Below are 18453 nucleotides of genomic sequence, written 5' to 3'. Positions count from 1 at the left end.
TGGGTGGTGAAAGAGAGACTACAGGCACTGGACCTGCGCGCCCTGCAGCCCAAGTGGTTGATGGCAGGAGTCCTGAGCATAGCCGTATACGCCATGATCCCCAGCTCCCAACCCCATCGAATACACCTGCCTGAACTGGTGTCGAGCCCGGCGCCAGTCTTGACCAGCCCCGCCGAGTTCGAGATGCCGGAGACCCTGAGCTACGTGGTGGCCAGTGGTGACAACTTGAGTGGCATCTTTTCTCTGATTGGCGTCAGCCAGCAGCAGATGGTGCAGGTGCTGGAAGCGGATTATTCGGTACTGGCGCTGGATACTCTGCGTCCCGGTCATAGGCTGAATTTCTGGCTGGATGAAGCGGACAACAGCCTGCAAAAGCTGGAGCTGGTGTTGAGCCCGGCCCACAAGGTGCGCTTTACCCTGGCGGCCCCCGGCAGTTTCGAGGTGGAGGATATCCTGCTCGACGGCCAGTGGGAATCCAAGGCCTTCGAAGGAGAGGTGCACGGCAGCTTTGCCCGGGTGGCGACTCAGGCAGGCCTGAGTGCCAACGATGTGGCCAATATCGAAAACCTGTTTGAGGACAAGGTCAATTTCCGTCGCGATCTTCGTGCCGGTGACCGCTTCGGTGTGGTGCGCAGCTCCCAATTTGTCGATGGTCAGGCCACCGGCGCCCACGAGGTGCTGGCGGTGAGTTTCGTGATGCGAGGCCGTGAAGTGAGCGCCTTCCGCCACAGTGACGGCCAGTTCTACGATCAGGATGGCAACAGCCTGCAGCGGGCCTTTCTGGCCAAGCCGTTCAACGGCAGGTACCGCATCAGCGATCACTTTAATCCCAGACGCAAACACCCGGTCACCGGCCGGGTGAAGCCCCACAATGGCACCGACTGGGCTCTGCCCAGCGGTACGCCGCTGCTGGCGGCCGGCGATGGGGTGGTGACCCGGGTGGAGAATCACCCCTATGCAGGGCGTTATGTGGTGATCGACCATGGCGGTCGTTATCGCACCCGCTACCTGCATATGTCGAAGATCAAGGTGCGTAAAGGTCAGCGGGTCAGCCGCGGTCAGCGTATCGGTCTGTCCGGTGCCACCGGAAGGGTGACCGGGGCGCACCTGCACTATGAGTTCCACATCAATGGCCGCCCGGTGAATGCCCTGAAGGCCGACATCCCCATGGCGTCATCGGTGCCAAAGAAAGATCGCCAGGCCTTCTACGCCAAATCCCATGAATACCGCACCATGATGGGTATTGAAGGGTAATGGCCCGGCCTGTTTGGGCGCCCTGCCCAAGCAGGCTTCTCTGCTTCTCTCCGGCTAACGTCGTATTTATTGCCTTATCTCAATGGGTTTATCCCATTCGCTGGCGTATTCTCTAATTAGGGATAAGCCAGACAAGGAGGGGCAGTATGACCAGGCAACTCAAGGTGGTGGTTACCGGCGGACCGGGTGGAGGTAAAACCACGGCGCTGGATCTGTTTCGCCGCGAACTCAGCCATCGAATCGCCATCGTGCCGGAAGCGGCCACCCTGTTGTTCTCCAGTGGCGTCAGCCGCAGCAACGACCCGGCGGTGCTGAAAGAGATCCAGAAAACCATCTTTGCCCTGCAGAAAAACCTGGAGGCGATCCAGCAACATGCCCACCCGGACAGGTTATTGGTGTGCGACAGGGGCAGTCTCGATGGGCTGGCTTACTGGCCTGAAGGGGAGAGCGCGTTTTTCCAGGCCGTGGACTCCTCATTGGAGCAGGAATTTTCCCAATACGATGCGGTGATTTTCTTCGAGTCTGCCGCCACTACGGGGCAGGATATCAGCAGCAACAACCCCACCCGCAATGAGTCCACGGCCCAGGCCGCCGAACTGGATAACAGATTACAGGCGGTCTGGTCGAAACACCCCAATTATCATTTCGTCCCCAATTCAGAATCCTTCTTAAGGAAAATCCTGTTTGGCATCATGACCATAGAGAATGTGATCAATCAGCACCACAGGGACAAAGACGGCCAGGGCGGATAAACGGCAGGTTCAGACCGCCTGATGCATCGCCGCCATGGTGGTGCGGTAACTGGTGCGATTCTCATCGCTGGGGGGCTGGCTGATGTCCAGGGTGACGGTGAATTCGCCTTCATCGAACAGCATCTCACAGGGGTAACCCTGGTTTTTAAGCAGCCGCAGCATGGGGTGGTTTTCGCTGTGCACCAGGGCGATCACCTGTTCGACGCCCCAGGCTTTGCCCGACTGGAACAGGTCGGCCACCAGGGTGTTGCCCACCCCCTGGTGTTGGTAATGGTCCACCACCAGGCAGGAGAGTTCCGCGACCTTGGAGTGCTCCGTGGCCCGAATCAGCCGGCCGGCGGCGACGATGTTCTGGTTGGGTCCCTTGGTGACCACAAAGGCCAGGGTAGTGGCAAAGTCGACCGTGGTGTAGCGGGTGAGGGATTCCAGGCTGGGCGCCTCGATGACCCGGAAGAACCGCATATACAGGGTGCGCTGGGACAGGGTGGGGAAGATGTCCAGGATCTCGTACTTGTCGTCAGGGCGTATGGCTCGGATAGCAACTTCGACGCCCTTATGGGTGTGCACCCGCTTGTAGTAGCGGCTGGCATCGTCGGCAGTCAGTATCTCGTCTGTCACCATAGGGCTGGCATTCCTACATCTGCTGGCGGAAGAGGGGCTCGCACGTCAAAGGGTCAGACCTTTGTCGAATTTGCGCACAGTTTACCAGTTTTGTTCCGGATAAGAATAGGGCAGATTTCAGACAGAAGGGAGTGCTGTAAGGAAATATGAACGCGCCTCGCAAAATGGCGAGGCGCGTGATATGACGCGAGCTGAATTCAGCCGCTCAGTTTGGGGATCAGGTGCGCAGGTTGGCCAGTTTGCCCTTCAGATCATCGGCGGTCTCAGTGAGGGCGTCGCAGCCTTGACGGGATTCGTTGGCAGCCACCTCCACTTCGTGGGATTGATTGCGCACCTGGGTCAGGCTGGCGGCAATCTCGTTGGCCACGGCGGTCTGCTCCTCTGCTGCGGTGGCAATCTGGGCGCTCATGCTGTTGACCCGCTCGGAGTGCTGGGTGATTTTGTCCAGATCGTCGCCTGCCTGACTCACCAGCTCACGGCCCTCTTCGGCGCGCGCTACCGTGTTGGTCATCACCTGTTCCAGGGCCTGAGTGCCGGTTTGCAGCTCCTCAATCATGGTCTGGATTTCCACAGTGGCTTCCTGAGTCCGCGCGGCCAGGTTGCGAACTTCGTCCGCCACCACGGCAAAGCCGCGGCCCTGTTCGCCTGCCCGGGCGGCTTCAATGGCCGCGTTGAGCGCCAGCAGGTTGGTCTGTTCGCTGATGGCGTTGATGGTGGTGACCACCTCGTCAATCTTGGCGGCATTGCTGTGCACCTGGTTCACTGCAGCGGAGGCGTTGTGAACGTCGGAAACCAGGGATTCGATGGCGGTAATGGTCTGTTGCAGGCTTTGATGGCCATGCAGAGACTGCTCGTTGGCCTGACGGGTTTCGTCGGCGGTGCTTTCGGCGTGGCTGGCCACCTCTCTCACCGTGGCGCTCATCTCTTCCATGGCGGACGCCAGGGTGTCCAGATGCTGCCGCTGGCCGACGGCCATTTCGCTGGAGGTTTCCATCTGGCTCAGCACCTGGTGGGCGGACTGGTTGATGGAGTCGGAGATCACCCTCAGGCTCAGTACCACATTGCGGCGAGTCTCGATAAGAGCATCAATGGAGTTGGCCAAGGGGCGAAAATCATCCCGGCCGGGGACAAAGTCCAGGCGTACGGTCAGATCGTTGGCACAGGCCTTGGCCATCACCTCGCGCATGTAGTCCATGGCGCCCATCACAAAGCGACGGACCACCACCGCCCAGAAGGTGCAGAACAGGGCCACAAAGAGGATCAGGTACATCGGGGTCTGGAAGATGCGCATCAACTCGTCGTTGACCACATAGTGCTCACTGACCACCAGTAACTGGTCGCCCAGGTGAGTCGCGGTGCGTACCTCATCACCCTGAACCAGAGACAGGCCCTGGCGAGCCGCCTGGGCCAGTTGGCGATCGCTGGATGCGGCCACCAGGGACACGCCGTTGAGGTTTTTGATCAGGTCCTGGCGCTGCTGGGCGGGCAGGGAAGTCAAAACCTGTTTTAGCTGGCTGACCTGGGTCTGTTGCTCCATCTGATGGGTGTGAATCAGTTCATCCTGTACCTTGGTGAATACGGCACCGGCCACGATGAGAAATCCCAGCAGCGGAAAGACGGCCAGAAGAGCGAACTTTTCCCTAAGGGAGAGTGAGATAAGCAAGCGCTCCAGCCAGCTGGGTTTGTAGGTGTCAGACATATGTTCTCTTTTTTGGAAAAACTACGACCATTTAGACAAGATATCGAACCATGAGGCATAGCCTTTAGCGGATTTGACATCAAAGGTGACAGCCGTCACAAACGGGGCTCGTTTGCCCTTTTGAGTGGCGAAAAAGGAATCATCATGCAGGCATTGACAGTGAACACAGAGGGAAAACTGGTTCTGGGGCAGGTGAGCGAGATGGCGGTGCCCGCAGATTGGGTCGAGCTGGAGGTCAAGGCCGCCGGAGTCAATCGGGCCGATCTGCTGCAGATGGCCGGGCATTACCCGCCTCCGCCAGGGGCCAGTGACCTGCTCGGGTTGGAGGTCGCCGGTGTGGTGGTACGGGACCAGGGTCCCTGGAAGCAGGGGCAGAGGGTGATGGCCCTGCTCGATGGTGGCGGCTATGCCGAGCGGGCCTGGGTGCCCAGAGGACAGCTGATGCCGCTTCCGGACAACCTGAGTTTCATCGAGGGGGCCGCCATACCAGAGGCCTTTGTGACCGCCTATCAGGCACTGGTGATCATTGGCGACCTCGGCCCGGGAGAGCGGCTGCTGATTCATGCCGGTGCCTCAGGGGTGGGCAGCGCCGCCATCCAGTTGGGCCGTGTTCTGGGCGCAGAGGTGACGGTAACCTGCGGTAGCCAGGCGAAAGTCGCGTTCTGCCACTCTCTGGGGGCAGACAGGGCCATTAACTACCGCCAGGGCGACTGGTGGGAAGGGGTGGCGGAGCAGGATCTGATTCTGGACATGGTGGGGGGCCACTACCTGGAGCCTAACTTGCGCAGCCTGGCCCTGGATGGTCGCATCATTACCCTGGCGATGCAGGGAGGGCGCCACGGCACGTTGGATTACGCCCGCTTACTGGCCAAAAGGGCGACCTTGACCGGCTCAACCCTGAGAAATCGCAGCAGTCACTACAAAGCTCGTTTGGTTCAGGGGTTTTTACGTCGCTTTTCAGAGAGTTTTGTGTCTGGGGAACTGAGACCTGTGGTGGACAGCAGCTACCCCTGGCAACAGGTGGCGCAGGCGCACAAGCGTATGGCTGCCAATGAAAACCAAGGAAAATTGATATTATCCCTTGAATCCAGCTGAACCGGGCCAAATTGCGGTTTTGCTTGGGTCCACAATGGAGTACAATTTGTCGTTTTCACGGAAACTCTCCCCCCATAATTTGCGGTTGGTACAGAGAAAATAACGATCATGCAGCAATTAGCAGAAATTGTCGCTAAAGGTCTGGCTGCGGTAGAAGCCGCCGCCGATCTGAAGGCGCTTGACGATATCCGGGTTCAGTACCTGGGTAAGAAGGGTGAAATCACCGCCCTGATGAAATCCCTGGGTTCCCTCTCTCCCGAAGAGAAGCCCAAAGCGGGCCAGGCCATCAATGAAGGCAAACAGCAGGTTCAGCGCGCCCTGAACGAGCGTATTCAGGCTCTGCAGACCGAGGCCCTGAACGCCAAGCTGGCCGCCGAGGCCATCGACGTGACCGCTCCTGGCCGTACACTGGCCGCCGGCGGACTGCACCCGGTGACCCGCACCATCGAACGTATCGAACAGTTTTTTGCTGAGATCGGTTTCTCCGTGAGCACCGGTCCTGAGGTGGAAGACAACTTCCACAACTTTGATGCCCTGAACATTCCTGCGCATCACCCTGCTCGTGCCGACCACGATACCTTCTTCTTCAACCCTGAGCTGATGCTGCGCACCCACACCAGTGGCGTGCAGATCCGCACCATGGAGAAGCAACAGCCGCCCATCCGCATCATCTGCCCTGGCCGCGTGTATCGTAACGACTACGACATGACCCACACTCCCATGTTCCACCAGGTCGAAGGCCTGGTTGTGGCTGAGAAGGTGAGCTTCGCCGAACTCAAGGGTGTGCTGCATCAGTTCCTGCGTAACTTCTTCGAGGAAGATCTGCAGGTACGCTTCCGCCCCTCCTACTTCCCCTTCACCGAGCCCTCCGCCGAGGTGGACGTGATGGGCAAAAACGGCAAGTGGCTCGAGGTACTGGGCTGCGGCATGGTTCACCCCAACGTACTCAAGGCGGTCAACATCGATCCTGAAAAGTACTCCGGGTTTGCCTTCGGTATGGGCGTTGAGCGCCTGACCATGCTGCGCTACGGCGTCAACGACCTGCGTGCGTTCTTCGAGAACGACCTGCGTTTCCTGAAACAGTTCCAGTAAGAGGCCGTCAATGAAATTCAGCGAATCCTGGCTGCGTGAGTGGGTGAGCCCTGCTATCTCCACTGACGAGTTGTCCGAACAGATCTCCATGGCCGGTCTGGAAGTAGACGGTGTCGATCCTGTTGCCGGTGAGTTCACCGGTGTGGTTGTGGGTGAAGTGGTCGAGTGTGGCCAGCACCCTGACGCCGACAAACTGCGTGTGACCAAGGTGAATGTGGGCGGCGAAGAGCTGCTCGACATCGTCTGTGGCGCGCCAAATTGCCGCCTGGGCCTGAAAGTGGCCGTGGCCACCGTCGGTGCGGTGCTGCCCGGCAACTTCAAGATTAAGAAAGCCAAGCTGCGTGGTCAGCCTTCTCACGGTATGCTCTGCTCCTTCTCCGAGCTGGGTATCGACGTAGAGAGCGACGGCATCATGGAGCTGCCTGTCGATGCCCCCATTGGCACCGATTTCCGTGAGTTCCTCGGCCTGGATGATTCCATCATCGAGGTGGACCTGACCGCCAACCGTGCCGACTGTCTCGGCCTGGCCGGTCTGGCCCGTGAAGTGGGCGTACTCAACAGCCTGTCGGTTAACCAGCCTGCCATCGATGCCGTTGCCCCGGTGATTGACGACGTGGTTGGCATCCGGGTGGACGCCCCAGAGCAGTGTCCCCGCTACCTGGGTCGTGTGGTGAAGAACGTCAACGTTAAGGCTGCCTCTCCTCTGTGGATGCAGGAGAAGCTGCGTCGCTCCGGAATCCGCTCCATCGACGCCATCGTCGACATCACCGCCTTTGTGATGCTGGAGCTGGGCCAGCCCATGCACGCCTTCGACCTGGCTCGCCTCAACGGCGACATCCAGGTGCGCATGGCCAAAGAGGGCGATGAGCTGACCCTGCTGGACGGCAGCGAGTGCAAGCCCAACGCCGATACCCTGTTGATCGCCGACGACAATGGCCCTCTGGCTCTGGCCGGCATCTTCGGTGGCGAGCACAGCGGCGTCAACGGTGACACCACCGACGTGCTGCTGGAGTGTGCCTTCTTCGCCCCGCTGGCGATCCTGGGCCGTGCGCGGGCCTACGGCCTGCACACCGATGCCTCTCACCGCTTCGAGCGCGGTGTGGATCCTCAGTTGCAGGCCCGCGCCATGGAGCGGGCCACTCAACTGCTGGTTGAGATCTGCGGCGGTGAAGTCGGTCCGGTTGTTGAAGCCGTGTCCGAGGAACACCTGCCCAAGGCGGCCACCATCACCCTGCGTCGCGAGAAGTTGGACAACCTGCTGGGCCATCACATCAATGATGAGCAGGTGGAAGAGATCCTCACCCGTCTGGGCTGCGAAGTCAGCGCCATCGACGGCGGCTGGCAGGCCAAGGCGCCCAGCTGGCGTTTCGATATGGCCATCGAGCAGGACCTGATTGAAGAGGTGGCTCGCATCTACGGTTACAACAACATCCCCAACCTGGCGCCTGTGGCCACGCTGGAGATGGTGGAGCACCGCGAGGCGGATCTGCATGGCAAACGCCTGCGCTCCCTGTTTGTGGACCGTGGTTTCCAGGAAGCGATTACTTACAGCTTCGTGGACCCCAAACAGCAGGCCCTGCTGCACCCCGGCGTTGAGCCCCTGGTTCTGCCTAACCCCATCTCCTCCGAGATGTCCGCCATGCGCCTGTCCCTGTGGACCGGTCTGCTGGGCTCCGTGGCCTACAACCAGGCACGTCAGCAGTCCCGCGTACGCCTGTTCGAGACAGGTTTGCGGTTCATCCCCGATGAGAACGCCGAAAATGGCATTCGTCAGGAGCCGATGATTGCCGGCGTGATTGCCGGCCCTGTGGCCGATGAGCATTGGCAGATGGACAGCCGCGCCGTCGACTTCTTCGACCTGAAAGGGGACGTGGAAGCGATGCTGGCCCTGACCAACGACGCCGATGCCTTCAGCTTCCGTCCTGCCAGTCACCCGGCGCTGCACTCCGGCCAGAGTGCCGAGATCCTCAAGGGTGGCAAGGTCATTGGCCTGATGGGCGCCGTTCACCCTCAGCACGAGAAGAAGCTGGGCCTGAACGGTCGCACCCTGGTATTTGAGCTCGAGATGGCCGCCGTTGCAGATCGTCAGGTACCCGACGCCCAGCCTGTTTCCAAGTACACCGCCAGCCGTCGTGATATTGCTGTTGTGGTGAAGGAAGAGGTTGGAGCAGGCGATGTTATCGGATTGATCAAGAAAATTGGCTTAAAACAGCTGGTTGGCGTAAACTTATTCGATGTATACCAAGGAAAGGGAATTGAACCCGGCCACAAGAGCCTGGCGATTGCCCTGACCTTGCAGGATGTCGAGCGTACGTTAGAAGATCAAGACATCGCCGACGCTGTCGATACCATCGTTGCCACTCTTGCTCAAGAGTTCAACGCACAGTTGAGGGACTGATATCATGGCCTTAACCAAAGCCGATATGGCAGAGCACCTGACCGAAACTCTCGGCATTCACAAGAAAGATGCCAAGGATCTGGTAGAGGCGTATTTCGAAGAGATTCGTCTGGCCCTGGAGTTGGGCGAACAAGTGAAGCTGTCGGGTTTTGGTAATTTTGAACTTCGGGATAAGAATCAGCGTCCTGGACGCAACCCCAAGACTGGCGAAGACATTCCAATCTCCGCCCGTCGTGTGGTGACATTCCGTCCCGGTCAAAAGTTAAAAGCCAGAGTAGAGGATCTGGAACTGGACAGGGAAGAAGCCTGATTCGGCTTTGAGTCTTTCGAAAACCCAGCCCTTAGCGGCTGGGTTTTTTTGTATAAGCTGGCTAATACCCATTTCACTGACTATTTGATCACTACAGTCGGTTTAGGCTGTCCCGCCCTGATTGGCACATGGTCTCCGGTGCAGTGGGCACATCGCGTATTCAGTGAAATTGGTGTACGGAAGGCGGGGGTTCTGTGGCCCCATGGAGAGGATAAATGGATTATCTGCTGACCAGCGCGGTGCTGTGGCCGCTGCTGCTGTATCAGGGGGTCAGAGTGCGCCGCACTGCGGTGCGTTTGCCCCAGGCGTCGGGCCGTCGTCATGGTCAGGTGGGCCAGGGGCCCAATCTGCGGGTGATGGTGTTGGGGGACTCCGCCGCCGCCGGTGTCGGGGTGGGCCACCAGCATCAGGCGCTGTCCGGCCAGCTCGCCACAGCTCTGCAGTCCAACTTTAACTTGCACTGGCGGCTGGTGGCCCGCAGCGGCTTGACCACGGCCAAGATGTTGAGATACCTGAGCAAACGCAAGGCAGAGACCTTTGATGTGGTGGTAATCTCCCTGGGGGTCAATGACGTGACCCGAGGGGTAGGCGCCAGAAAATGGCTCGGGCAACAGCAGCAGTTGGTGTCCTTGTTGCGGGAGAAATACGGTTGTCGCCACATAGTGGCTGCCGCCATTCCCCCCATTGGCCAGTTTCCCGTGTTGCCACAGCCTTTGCGCTGGACTCTGGGGCGGCACGCGTCTGTGCTGGACAACCGGGTGCGTCAGTGGATGGCGCAGCAACCTGACTGTGACCGGGTAGAGTTTGGCCCCCTGGATGATCCGGCGCTGATGGCCTCAGACGGGTTTCATCCCGGTCCCGAGATCTATCGGTTGTGGGCCGAGGAAGTGGCAGGTTGCATCGAGCGGCGCTGGGCAGAATCAACATCAGGAAAGGTGACATGAGCGAAACCATCAACTACATCGAATTTGGCAGCACGCACCTGGCGGCCAGCCGGAGCTTTTTTGAGTCGGCCTTTGGCTGGCGTTTCACCGACTACGGCGCGGACTACACCGCCTTCGATGGCGCAGGGCTTCAGGGCGGACTGTATCGCAGTGAGCGGGGCTGCCGGGTCGAGCAAGGGGGCGCTCTGGTGGTGCTCTACAGTGACGATTTGGAGGCCAGTCTGGAGAAGGTCTCCAGCCTGGGGGCACAGATCTGCCGTCCGGTGTTCGCCTTTCCCGGCGGTCGTCGTTTCCATTTTGTCGAGCCTGGCGGCAATGAACTGGCCATCTGGAGTGATAAGGAGCCGTTGGTATGAGGCTGGCGTTCTGCGTAACGGCTGTGTGGTTGCTGGTGGGTTGCCAGGCGGCGCCCGATAACGAGGCGCCACAAGTTTGCACTCAGACGGCCCCTGCGAGCCATCTGCTAGAGGGTGTGTCCATGGATGTCAGCCACCCGGGTCTGACCCCCATGCTGGCCGCCAAGGGGGATCTGGATGGAGATGGCATCGATGAAGTGGTGGATGTGGTGGTGCATCAGCCCGGGGGCAGCGGCAGCTTCTATTATCTGTCGGTCAACCTGGGACTGAGCTGCGGTTTCAAACCTTTGCCGGCGGTTTTCCTCGGGGACCGCATCGCCCTGGATGCCATGGAGGTGACAGGCCAGCGACTGTCAGTGACGTTCAGAGACAGGGATGCGAGCGAACCCATGGTGTCGCCGCCCACCCGGCTCAATCGGCTGCGCTTTGCCCTGGAGGAGGGCGAGCTGAAGCGGCTGGCGCGCTGATCAGTTCAGGGTGTTTACCTGGTCACCACCGGCCTGCTTGGCCCGGCTCAGGGACTGGCGCACCCGACTGACCATCTGCTCTAAGGCATAACCTGGTGGGTACTGAGCCACCCCCAGGCTGGCGGTGCAGTGTTCGCCATGGGTGAAGTGGGTCTGGCCAAACATGGCGTACAACTTGATGGCGGCGACCTTGGCTTCCGCCAGCTGGGTGTCCGGCAGGATCACCATGAAGGTTCCCCCCTCCCAGCGCCCCACCAGATCAGTGCGCCTGGTGTGGGCGTTCAGCAGTTGGGCGGTTTCGGATACCACTTCGTCACCGATCAGCCGACCGTGGCGGTCGTTGATCTCCGACAGGCTGTCTATGTCCAGCAGGATCAGTGAGAAGGGGCGTCCGTAACGCTCTTCATGCAGAATTTCCTGGGTGAGCAGCTCCTCCAATTGAACCCGGTTGGGCAATTGAGTCAGCTTATCGACCGTGGCCTTCTCCTCGAGTTCGTGGCTCGCTTGCTGTAACTCATCGGTGACGGCGTCGATAAAGTGCATCAGCCGCTCCATGATGCGGATGTGCTGATTGGCGTAGGGGTCGTCGACGCGCTCCTGGGATGCGTCCTCCAGGGATTGCTGAGCCTGCACCCGCTCGGCATCGGCGTCCCCTTCCCGCATTCCCACCGCCACCATGGTGGAGTTGAGCAGCAGCAGCTCCTCACCATTACCGAAGAACTCGCCATAGGTGTAGAAACCTGTGGTGGGAGCCAGCTGTTGGAAGGGCTGGGTTTCCATCTCCACCTGCTCCTGCATCAGGAATCGGCGGCAGCCGCAGCTGTAGAGGAACACCGCTTCTGGTGCGAAGGCTGCCATCTTACGGTGGACCTGGCGGGCATCGCGGATGATCATTCGCGGATCACCATAGCCCAGCCGCACCTGTTCCCCCTGTTTTATGTCGGCAAAGAACTCGATGCTGTGTCCGCGTCCCACCGCAATCGGGGTGCGTGCCAGGGTGTGCTCGCCCCGGGTCACCATCAGGGGGAACTCCAGGGCACTCAGGTGAAAACTGTCGTCGTTGGTGATGTTCAGGTAGCGGGACAGCACCTCGAAGGCGGGCCGGTTGTCCAGCAGCTTCAGCGTCAGATCCTTTACCTCGGTGGCGATCATGGGTTTGCTCAGTGCGCGCCAGCCCAGGTAGCTGTGGCAGTCGACCTTCAGGTCGGTGCCTTTAAAGATCACCGCCACGACGCCACTTTCATGAGATTTGTCCTGATGAACCACCAAAGAGCGCTTCACCTTGCCGTAGTCCGCGGCTCCGCCGCCAAACACCGGGAAGGGGGGGGAGGTGCGGCCCAGCTCAGAAATCAAAGTGTTGGTGTTAAAGGCGGTGGAGGTGGTCAGCAGCAGCAGGCCGGCAACCTCCAGCCGCTGCGCCAGTAACTGACCGAGTTCGCGACCGGCCTGGCTCTCTTTTCCACGGGCACAGGGCAGGAACAGAGCTTCCACACCGCTCGACTCAAACAGCGTCACGCCGATCACCGTCGTTCCGGTTTGGGTGTGGCCCTGATGAATCTCCCCGACGGTCGTGGCACCAACCACCTGCGCCTGTGGGAAACGGTTCAGCGTTTCCGAGGCGATCTGTTCGAGCCGCTTCGGATCCTGATAAGCACTGTACAGCTGAACCAGCATGGCGCTGGCACCAGGGGCCAGCCGCGTCAGTTCAGGATCTCCCAGGAACTGGGAGAGATCGTTGTTGTCTTCAAGCGTGAAGGAGAGCTGTTTCATCCGTGAGTCCGGCCAATCCGATGTTAAAACAGTGATCTTGTGACAGGTGAATGTAAATCACCTGCTACAGATCTCAGGGTCATTCTTACAAATTTGCCATCAGAATAGAATGGATGGTAAGTAAAGAATGGCCGTCGGGCCGCGGTTTTGTGAGCTTGAGATACTCAGGGGCATGATGATGAATATTCGTGAGATTTGTTCGAAAGATGATTTCCAGTTAGCTGAAATCATTAGAGAAGTGCTGGCGGAATTTGGGGCTGATCGTCCCGGCTTTGCCTGGCAGGACCCGGAGCTGGATGCGTTGAGCCGTGCCTATCTGGAGCAAGGGGCCCGTTATTGGGTCGCGGAGCTGGATGGACGCGTTGTGGGGGGAGTGGGTATCGCTCCCTTCGATTGCCATTGGCCGGCAACCTGTGAGTTGCAGAAGATGTACCTCAGTCCCCTGTGCCGGGGTAAGGGCATTGGACAGGCGCTGCTGGAAACGGCACTGAATTTCGCCGAGGGTCAGGGCTATCACCACTGCTACCTGGAAACTTTCGAACCCATGGTCCAGGCAAGGAAACTGTATGAGTCCAGGGGGTTTGAGCGGCTGCAGGCGCCCTGGGGCAACAGCGGTCACAGTGCCTGTGACTGCTGGATGATGAAGGCGCTCTAGGGCGTTACTCTTTGGGGGCCAGGTAGTGCGTGCCGGCCAGGTAACAGGCGATGCTCTGTTCGCTGGCGTCGAAATGGGGCTGTGGCAGAGTCCTGGGATCCACCCATAGCCAGCCTTCACACTTGTCCGGTTCCCGATTGACCGGATCCTCCCCTTGATGGTCTGCCAGCAGAACCACAGAAACGTAGTGTTTTCCCTCTTCGCGATAGGTACGAAGGTTGTTGGTGATCGCCAGAACCTGAGGGGTGTCGATGACCAGGCCGGTCTCCTCCCAGGCTTCGCGTATGGCGGTTTGCTCGAAACTCTCCCCCAACTCCAGGTGGCCGCCGGGAATGGAGAAGTAGGGGGCGTGACTGCCTTTGCGTTTGCCGATGAGAATCTTGCCGTCGTTGCGGCGAATAATGACGCCGATTCCGACCTTTGGGTGAGTCATAATCTGAATTCGGGTGATCCGGGCCACAAAGGATTACCCAGAGCCGTGTTAATGTCAAAGAGATGCTTGCACGGTGGGCAGCAATTCCCTAGCATGCTTTAGCGATTTCTAATGTAAGAGACTTTTTACTATGGCCGACAAGATCTATCACGTTCGTTCCTCCATGACTCAGGGCTGGAAAGTGACCGCTCAGGTGCGTAACCACACCCTGGTCATCGATCAGCCCAGTGGTGGCGATGAAGGTGCCAACCCCCTGGAAACGTTTCTGTTCTCTCTGGCCGGCTGCATCTCAACCATAGGCAAGATGGTGGCTCGTGAAGATAAAATTGATCTGCGCGGCATTGAGGTGGACGTGAAAGCGGTCCTGAACCCCGCCGGTCTGGTGGGCAAGGAGAGCGACGATCCTGTTGGCTTCAAATCCTTTGAGATTGTCGCCGACATCGACGCCGACCTGACCGATGAGCAGAAGCAGGCGTTTCTGGACAAGACCTGTCACCGCTGCCCGATTCACGACAACATACTGAGAGCCTCTGTGGCCACTCACCACATCGGCTGAATATGATTTAAGCGGTGCTTTGTAGGGAACTACAGTTTACCTACTTTCTGCTGTTATAATCTTGGCACTGACCAGTGTCCCCTGGGGGCCGAGTATCTCAACCATCCGTTGGGCGAGAGTCGGCCCCTTGTCGATCCTGCGTGTTCAATGTCCTTGCAAGTATATGAACGTGACTGCCAAAGATTCCTCTGTACCGGAGCACCGTCCCGGTTTTCGCCTCGGCCTGTTACACCCCAAATATCTGGGGGTGTGGCTGATAATGCCGCTGTTTATTGTCATCGCCTTCCTGCCATTTCGCTGGCGGGACCGGCTGGGCGCCTGGTTGGGGCGCAGCGTTGGCCGACGGGCTCAGCGCAGCCGTCGTCGGGCTGAGATCAACCTCAAACTCTGCTTTCCTGATTGGAGTGCCGAGCGGCGTCAGAAGGTGCTGGATGAGATGTTCGAATTGGCGGCGATCTCACTGTTGTCTGGCTCGACCTTGCTGGTGCGCAGCCGCCGCTGGCTGGAGCGTCATATTCAGCTGGAGGGTGAAGAGCATTTGAGCCCCTATCTGGATGGCGACAAGCCGCTGACCTTCATCGTACCCCATACCTGGTTTGTGGATTTTCCCGGATTGCTGCTGGCCTCCAGGGGCTACCCCATGACCACCATGGTCAACCCTCAGAAAAATGAAGCGACTGACTACCTGATGCAGAAGGCTCGCAGTCGATTCGGCGGCAAGATCTTCGGTCGTGGTGCAGGCATCCATTCATTGCTCGGCGCCATCAAAGAGGGATACAGCGCCTATTATCTGCCGGATCAGGATCATGGCCTGTCACGCAGTGCTTATGTACCACTGTTCGCCACCCATAAGGCAACGTTGCCCTGCATGAGCAAGATGCTTCAGGCCACCGACGGAGTGATCTTCCCCATGGCCGCCCTGTATGACCGTGAGCGAGGGGTATTTCGCGGCGTCATTCGTCCGCCGGTGACCGAGGTTGTTGCGGACGCAGAACAGGACGCTCGCCGCCTGAATCAGGAGATAGAAGCCTTGATTGGACCCGAGCCTGCGCAATACATGTGGATTCTGAAGTTCTTCAAGAGTCAGCCTCCGGGGCGGCCCGATCCCTACAGTCGTTGATGAAATCCTATTCAGTTATTATTTCGAAACCAATCTGACGCCCGAGTTTATCGGGCGATCGTTGTGAGTCAGTCAGGGTTCAGGTAAGGTGTGATCCGAATTCAGAAGCACAACCATTAGAACAATATTATGTCCCTGCCCATCTCTCCGAACCAACCCTACCGGGTGGAATTCTGCCGCAGTATGTTGTCGCCCAAGTACTGGCCCTCCTGGCTGGCGGTGGGGATGATGGTGCTGCTGGCGTATCTGCCTCACCGGGTACGCTATTGGATGGCCAGAGGACTGGCGCGGGTCATTCGCCCCTTCTGCAAGAAACCTTTCCGCATCGCCAGGGCCAACCTGGGCGCCTGTTTCCCCGACATGAGTGAGGCGGAGACCGAGGCGATCCTGAAGAAGATGATGTTCAACTTCTCCCTGGTGGGCTTAAGCATGGGGGTGTTGGCGGTCAAGTCCCGTAAGCACCTGGAGAAGCACATCGCCATCAAAGGGTTGGAGCACATCGAACGAGCCCGAGACCAGGGCAAGCCTATTGTCTTTCTGGTGCCACACCTGTGGGGTATCGAATACGCCGGCGCCAGGCTCTCCTCCTGGGGGCTGCCGATGATGGGCATGGTCAAGCACCACAAGAACCCGGTGTTCAACTGGCTCAGCGTGCGTCAGCGCTGCCGTTTCGGTGGCACCGTGTATCACAGAGATGCAGGCTTACGCACACTGGTTCAGGGGCTGCGTCGGGGCGAGAGTTTCTTCTATCTGCCTGATCAGGACCATGGTCCCGAGAAGAGCATCTTTGCCGATTTCTTTGCCACCCAGAAGGCGACCCTGCCGGTGATTGGCCGCTTGGCCAACTGCGGGGGGGCCACGGTTCTGCCATTGACCATTGGCATCGATAAGGAGAGGGGCAATATGACCATGGAGGTGTTTGAGGCATTGGATCTGGGCACTAAGCTCTCCAAGGAGGCGGAGGCGTCACTGCTCAACCATCAACTGGAGCGGCTGATAGGGGCTCATCCGGAACAGTACATGTGGTTTCTCAAAGTGCTGCATACCCGGCCCGAGGGGGCCAAGCTTCTCTACCGATAAAGACAGAAACGCCCGGCACTTGCCGGGCGTTATCTTTTCTGTGTCATCACAACGTTCGCATGGGGCATCCGGGGGCATGGCCGAGATCATGGCCTCACGCCTCGAAGCTGCTCAGAGAGCTGTGCCGGGTGTGTGCAGCGCTTTGAAACAGCAACAGCTCCCAGGCCAGGTTATGCAGGGTTTGGCTGTCGTTGCTGGTCAGCTCCTGCAGGCAGATATCGCCGGCCTCCAGCATCTCATTCAACTCTTGCTCCTGGAGGCGCATTACCGGCCGACCACTGAGTGAGTGGTACACGGTCAGGCTGCAGGGGCGCTGGTCCAAACGGGCATCAATGGTAAACAGCATGGTAGGTCTCCTCTCATATCGTTACCGCAAATGATAACTGTTCTCATTTGGGTGTCAAGGGAGAGACCACTGATTTTTGTGAATCTTTTTCGAATCGGTGAGTGCGCCAGGACCCAATCATTTGAATTTCTACAGTAATTCAGTGAGTTGAATAGCTAAATTGGTTTGTAGCCCGAGAATCCAAATATAAATGTTTGACGATCTTTAACTTTATAACTCAGGTTTATATTTTCAATCATTTAAGTAATGGGTGTAACTATTTGTAAACGAATAATCTATCCCGCTAATTTCACTAGTTAAATTACTAGGGGCCTCATTTTGTTTGTGTGCCTCGCCATCCTAAAAGTGTCTTAACTTGCTGTTACATAAGGATTTAATGGTGTGGCGTGGTGATATTGCGTCAATTTTGCGTCGCGGCAGATGAAAATGTTTTTGATTTTAAGTTTTGAGTCAATGTGATCTAGTTAACGTTCCTGTAGAAAACCAACTTTTATAAGTCTCTGTAAAACAAAGTTAATAAAAAATATATTTTTAAGGTCTTTTAATTTATGTCCGACCAGTATAACTTAATCATCGAATCGAACTTGAAGGATAACAAAAATGGACTACGTGGTTTTTGGGCGAGCCAATGAGACCGATGCCGAAGAGAACTTCATTGGTTTCCATTTTGAGCAATTTGATGTGCAGGCTGACAGCGCCGAGGGTGCGCTGGAGCAGGCCGAGGCACAGATGTGCCAGCGTCTGGATGACGTGAATGAACAGCAGAATAAGCAATTTCTGGGTTTCGAACTGACCGGTCTGCGGTTGAGCGACTACCTGGATCTTAAGGCCGAGATCGAATCCGGCGAGTTTGAGTTATTCAACTAACCACTCCAAGTGGGACTTAGGGGGATATGTCACGCCACCTGCTGGCGTTGCTGTATTTACAGGACGTTTAATAAAAACAACGGCAATATAATCAATTGATAAAGCCGTACTGAGATGATGCCCCTTAAGAGGGTGAAACAGATCAGTCCTATCGGCCCCGCACATGCGGGGCCGTTTTTCTTCCCCCTCTCTTACCAAGACACCCACAGTTACACCCCTTCCAATCGAGACACCCATCCTTATTTCGATCCTTCCTTATCGAGACATCCAGAGTTTTGCCCCTCTGTTGAGCTCCCTATCAAGACACCCATGTAGTGGTCTAATGATCCCGGACACCACTTAAGGTGGTAAAGTCACCACCGTAACAAGAGGTGTTCCATGACCAGAAAACGTCGTTCCTTCACGCCCGAGTTCAAGCTCGAGGCTGCCAGTCTAGTACTCGACCAGGGATACTCAGTCCCCGAAGCCAGCCGCTCTCTCGATATCGGTGAGACCATCCTCAGGCGCTGGGTTAAGCAGCTGGAGGAGGAGAGAGGCGGCACCACACCGACAAACAAAGCCCTGACTCCAGAACAGCAGAAGATTCAGGAGCTGGAGGCCCGGATTAACCGTCTTGAGCGAGAGAAGGTGATATTAAA

Annotated in this window: 20 protein-coding genes; 15 read left to right on the top strand and 5 right to left on the bottom strand. The window is 57.9% G+C overall.

Annotated features, from left to right (window positions below; translation table 11 throughout):
• Nucleotides 1–6 precede the first annotated feature (6 nt).
• Both G505_RS21320 and G505_RS0110750 read left to right on the top strand, forming a co-directional pair.
• Nucleotides 7–1254 (top strand): peptidoglycan DD-metalloendopeptidase family protein, encoded by a 1248-nt coding sequence (locus tag G505_RS21320; RefSeq protein ID WP_051216082.1) that lies wholly within the window; start codon nucleotides 7–9, stop codon nucleotides 1252–1254.
• 146 nt (nucleotides 1255–1400) lie between these two features.
• On the top strand, nucleotides 1401–2006 hold the full coding sequence (locus tag G505_RS0110750; RefSeq protein WP_028109556.1) for an AAA family ATPase: 606 nt from the start codon (nucleotides 1401–1403) through the stop codon (nucleotides 2004–2006).
• Between the two features lie 9 nt (nucleotides 2007–2015).
• On the opposite strand, the gene G505_RS0110745 is transcribed toward G505_RS0110750, so the two are convergent.
• Nucleotides 2016–2627: a GNAT family N-acetyltransferase gene (locus tag G505_RS0110745; RefSeq protein ID WP_028109555.1), complete on the bottom strand. Its 612-nt coding sequence runs from the start codon at nucleotides 2625–2627 to the stop codon at nucleotides 2016–2018.
• Nucleotides 2628–2844: 217 nt separating this feature from the next.
• The gene (locus G505_RS0110740) at nucleotides 2845–4326 is read right to left on the bottom strand and encodes a methyl-accepting chemotaxis protein (protein ID WP_028109554.1); all 1482 of its coding nucleotides are present in this window, start codon (nucleotides 4324–4326) and stop codon (nucleotides 2845–2847) included.
• 144 nt (nucleotides 4327–4470) lie between these two features.
• Between G505_RS0110740 and G505_RS0110735 the strand changes: the two genes are divergently transcribed.
• From G505_RS0110735 to G505_RS0110705, 7 genes are all read left to right on the top strand, one after another.
• Entirely contained in the window at nucleotides 4471–5421 is a 951-nt protein-coding gene (locus G505_RS0110735; protein ID WP_028109553.1) for an NAD(P)H-quinone oxidoreductase, read from the top strand.
• A 108-nt stretch (nucleotides 5422–5529) separates the two neighbouring features.
• Nucleotides 5530–6513, top strand: coding sequence for a phenylalanine--tRNA ligase subunit alpha (gene pheS / locus G505_RS0110730; RefSeq protein WP_028109552.1), 984 nt, complete (start codon nucleotides 5530–5532; stop codon nucleotides 6511–6513).
• Between the two features lie 10 nt (nucleotides 6514–6523).
• Nucleotides 6524–8911 (top strand): phenylalanine--tRNA ligase subunit beta, encoded by a 2388-nt coding sequence (pheT, locus tag G505_RS0110725; protein ID WP_028109551.1) that lies wholly within the window; start codon nucleotides 6524–6526, stop codon nucleotides 8909–8911.
• Between the two features lie 4 nt (nucleotides 8912–8915).
• The gene (gene ihfA / locus G505_RS0110720) at nucleotides 8916–9221 is read left to right on the top strand and encodes an integration host factor subunit alpha (protein ID WP_028109550.1); all 306 of its coding nucleotides are present in this window, start codon (nucleotides 8916–8918) and stop codon (nucleotides 9219–9221) included.
• A 215-nt stretch (nucleotides 9222–9436) separates the two neighbouring features.
• Entirely contained in the window at nucleotides 9437–10165 is a 729-nt protein-coding gene (locus G505_RS0110715) for an SGNH/GDSL hydrolase family protein (protein WP_028109549.1), read from the top strand.
• Nucleotides 10162–10521 carry a VOC family protein gene (locus G505_RS0110710; RefSeq protein ID WP_028109548.1) on the top strand — a complete coding sequence of 120 codons (360 nt, stop codon included), beginning with the start codon at nucleotides 10162–10164 and terminating at the stop codon, nucleotides 10519–10521. The genes G505_RS0110715 and G505_RS0110710 overlap by 4 nt, the downstream gene beginning before the upstream one ends.
• The gene (locus G505_RS0110705) at nucleotides 10518–10988 is read left to right on the top strand and encodes a hypothetical protein (RefSeq protein ID WP_028109547.1); all 471 of its coding nucleotides are present in this window, start codon (nucleotides 10518–10520) and stop codon (nucleotides 10986–10988) included. Before G505_RS0110710 ends, G505_RS0110705 begins: the two co-directional genes overlap by 4 nt.
• Here the strand turns inward: G505_RS0110705 and G505_RS0110700 are convergent, their stop codons facing one another.
• A complete protein-coding gene (locus G505_RS0110700; RefSeq protein ID WP_028109546.1) occupies nucleotides 10989–12758 on the bottom strand; it encodes a sensor domain-containing diguanylate cyclase in 1770 nt (589 codons plus the stop codon).
• Nucleotides 12759–12936: 178 nt separating this feature from the next.
• Here G505_RS0110700 and G505_RS0110695 point away from each other — a divergent pair, with 178 nt between their 5' ends.
• On the top strand, nucleotides 12937–13413 hold the full coding sequence (locus G505_RS0110695) for a GNAT family N-acetyltransferase (RefSeq protein WP_245568363.1): 477 nt from the start codon (nucleotides 12937–12939) through the stop codon (nucleotides 13411–13413).
• Between the two features lie 4 nt (nucleotides 13414–13417).
• Here G505_RS0110695 and G505_RS0110690 read toward each other — a convergent pair whose 3' ends face one another.
• Nucleotides 13418–13846 carry a nucleotide triphosphate diphosphatase NUDT15 gene (locus G505_RS0110690; RefSeq protein ID WP_028109544.1) on the bottom strand — a complete coding sequence of 143 codons (429 nt, stop codon included), beginning with the start codon at nucleotides 13844–13846 and terminating at the stop codon, nucleotides 13418–13420.
• 130 nt (nucleotides 13847–13976) lie between these two features.
• Between G505_RS0110690 and G505_RS0110685 the strand changes: the two genes are divergently transcribed.
• From G505_RS0110685 to lpxM, 3 genes are all read left to right on the top strand, one after another.
• Nucleotides 13977–14402: an OsmC family protein gene (locus tag G505_RS0110685; RefSeq protein WP_028109543.1), complete on the top strand. Its 426-nt coding sequence runs from the start codon at nucleotides 13977–13979 to the stop codon at nucleotides 14400–14402.
• A 169-nt stretch (nucleotides 14403–14571) separates the two neighbouring features.
• Nucleotides 14572–15522 (top strand): lipid A biosynthesis (KDO)2-(lauroyl)-lipid IVA acyltransferase, encoded by a 951-nt coding sequence (locus tag G505_RS0110680; protein ID WP_028109542.1) that lies wholly within the window; start codon nucleotides 14572–14574, stop codon nucleotides 15520–15522.
• 129 nt (nucleotides 15523–15651) lie between these two features.
• Entirely contained in the window at nucleotides 15652–16602 is a 951-nt protein-coding gene (lpxM, locus tag G505_RS0110675) for a lauroyl-Kdo(2)-lipid IV(A) myristoyltransferase (RefSeq protein ID WP_051216080.1), read from the top strand.
• Nucleotides 16603–16696: 94 nt separating this feature from the next.
• On the opposite strand, the gene G505_RS0110670 is transcribed toward lpxM, so the two are convergent.
• Complete coding sequence (locus tag G505_RS0110670; protein WP_028109540.1) at nucleotides 16697–16948, bottom strand: hypothetical protein; 252 nt, start codon at nucleotides 16946–16948, stop codon at nucleotides 16697–16699.
• A 600-nt stretch (nucleotides 16949–17548) separates the two neighbouring features.
• Between G505_RS0110670 and G505_RS0110665 the strand changes: the two genes are divergently transcribed.
• Entirely contained in the window at nucleotides 17549–17815 is a 267-nt protein-coding gene (locus G505_RS0110665; protein WP_028109539.1) for a hypothetical protein, read from the top strand.
• A gap of 378 nt (nucleotides 17816–18193) precedes the next feature.
• Nucleotides 18194–18453: IS3 family transposase (locus G505_RS0110660; RefSeq protein WP_028109429.1), on the top strand; the 260-nt coding region annotated here is incomplete at its 3' end.

The sequence above is a fragment of the Ferrimonas futtsuensis DSM 18154 genome (genome assembly GCF_000422645.1).
In the GTDB taxonomy this organism is placed as follows: Bacteria; Pseudomonadota; Gammaproteobacteria; order Enterobacterales; family Shewanellaceae; genus Ferrimonas; species Ferrimonas futtsuensis.
The sequence above is the reverse complement of the archived record's forward strand: the minus strand, read 5'-3'. Positions and strand labels throughout refer to the sequence as shown.

Excerpts from the sequence above, each read along its gene's own strand:
- G505_RS0110750 (WP_028109556.1), top strand. The coding sequence starts at position 1,401 with ATGACCAGGCAACTCAAGGTGGTGGTTACCGGCGGACCGGGTGGAGGT.
- G505_RS0110745 (WP_028109555.1), bottom strand. The coding sequence starts at position 2,627 with ATGGTGACAGACGAGATACTGACTGCCGACGATGCCAGCCGCTACTAC.
- G505_RS0110740 (WP_028109554.1), bottom strand. The coding sequence starts at position 4,326 with ATGTCTGACACCTACAAACCCAGCTGGCTGGAGCGCTTGCTTATCTCA.
- G505_RS0110735 (WP_028109553.1), top strand. The coding sequence starts at position 4,471 with ATGCAGGCATTGACAGTGAACACAGAGGGAAAACTGGTTCTGGGGCAG.
- pheS (WP_028109552.1), top strand. The coding sequence starts at position 5,530 with ATGCAGCAATTAGCAGAAATTGTCGCTAAAGGTCTGGCTGCGGTAGAA.
- pheT (WP_028109551.1), top strand. The coding sequence starts at position 6,524 with ATGAAATTCAGCGAATCCTGGCTGCGTGAGTGGGTGAGCCCTGCTATC.
- ihfA (WP_028109550.1), top strand. The coding sequence starts at position 8,916 with ATGGCCTTAACCAAAGCCGATATGGCAGAGCACCTGACCGAAACTCTC.
- G505_RS0110715 (WP_028109549.1), top strand. The coding sequence starts at position 9,437 with ATGGATTATCTGCTGACCAGCGCGGTGCTGTGGCCGCTGCTGCTGTAT.
- G505_RS0110710 (WP_028109548.1), top strand. The coding sequence starts at position 10,162 with ATGAGCGAAACCATCAACTACATCGAATTTGGCAGCACGCACCTGGCG.
- G505_RS0110705 (WP_028109547.1), top strand. The coding sequence starts at position 10,518 with ATGAGGCTGGCGTTCTGCGTAACGGCTGTGTGGTTGCTGGTGGGTTGC.
- G505_RS0110700 (WP_028109546.1), bottom strand. The coding sequence starts at position 12,758 with ATGAAACAGCTCTCCTTCACGCTTGAAGACAACAACGATCTCTCCCAG.
- G505_RS0110695 (WP_245568363.1), top strand. The coding sequence starts at position 12,937 with ATGAATATTCGTGAGATTTGTTCGAAAGATGATTTCCAGTTAGCTGAA.
- G505_RS0110690 (WP_028109544.1), bottom strand. The coding sequence starts at position 13,846 with ATGACTCACCCAAAGGTCGGAATCGGCGTCATTATTCGCCGCAACGAC.
- G505_RS0110685 (WP_028109543.1), top strand. The coding sequence starts at position 13,977 with ATGGCCGACAAGATCTATCACGTTCGTTCCTCCATGACTCAGGGCTGG.
- lpxM (WP_051216080.1), top strand. The coding sequence starts at position 15,652 with ATGTCCCTGCCCATCTCTCCGAACCAACCCTACCGGGTGGAATTCTGC.
- G505_RS0110670 (WP_028109540.1), bottom strand. The coding sequence starts at position 16,948 with ATGCTGTTTACCATTGATGCCCGTTTGGACCAGCGCCCCTGCAGCCTG.
- G505_RS0110665 (WP_028109539.1), top strand. The coding sequence starts at position 17,549 with ATGGACTACGTGGTTTTTGGGCGAGCCAATGAGACCGATGCCGAAGAG.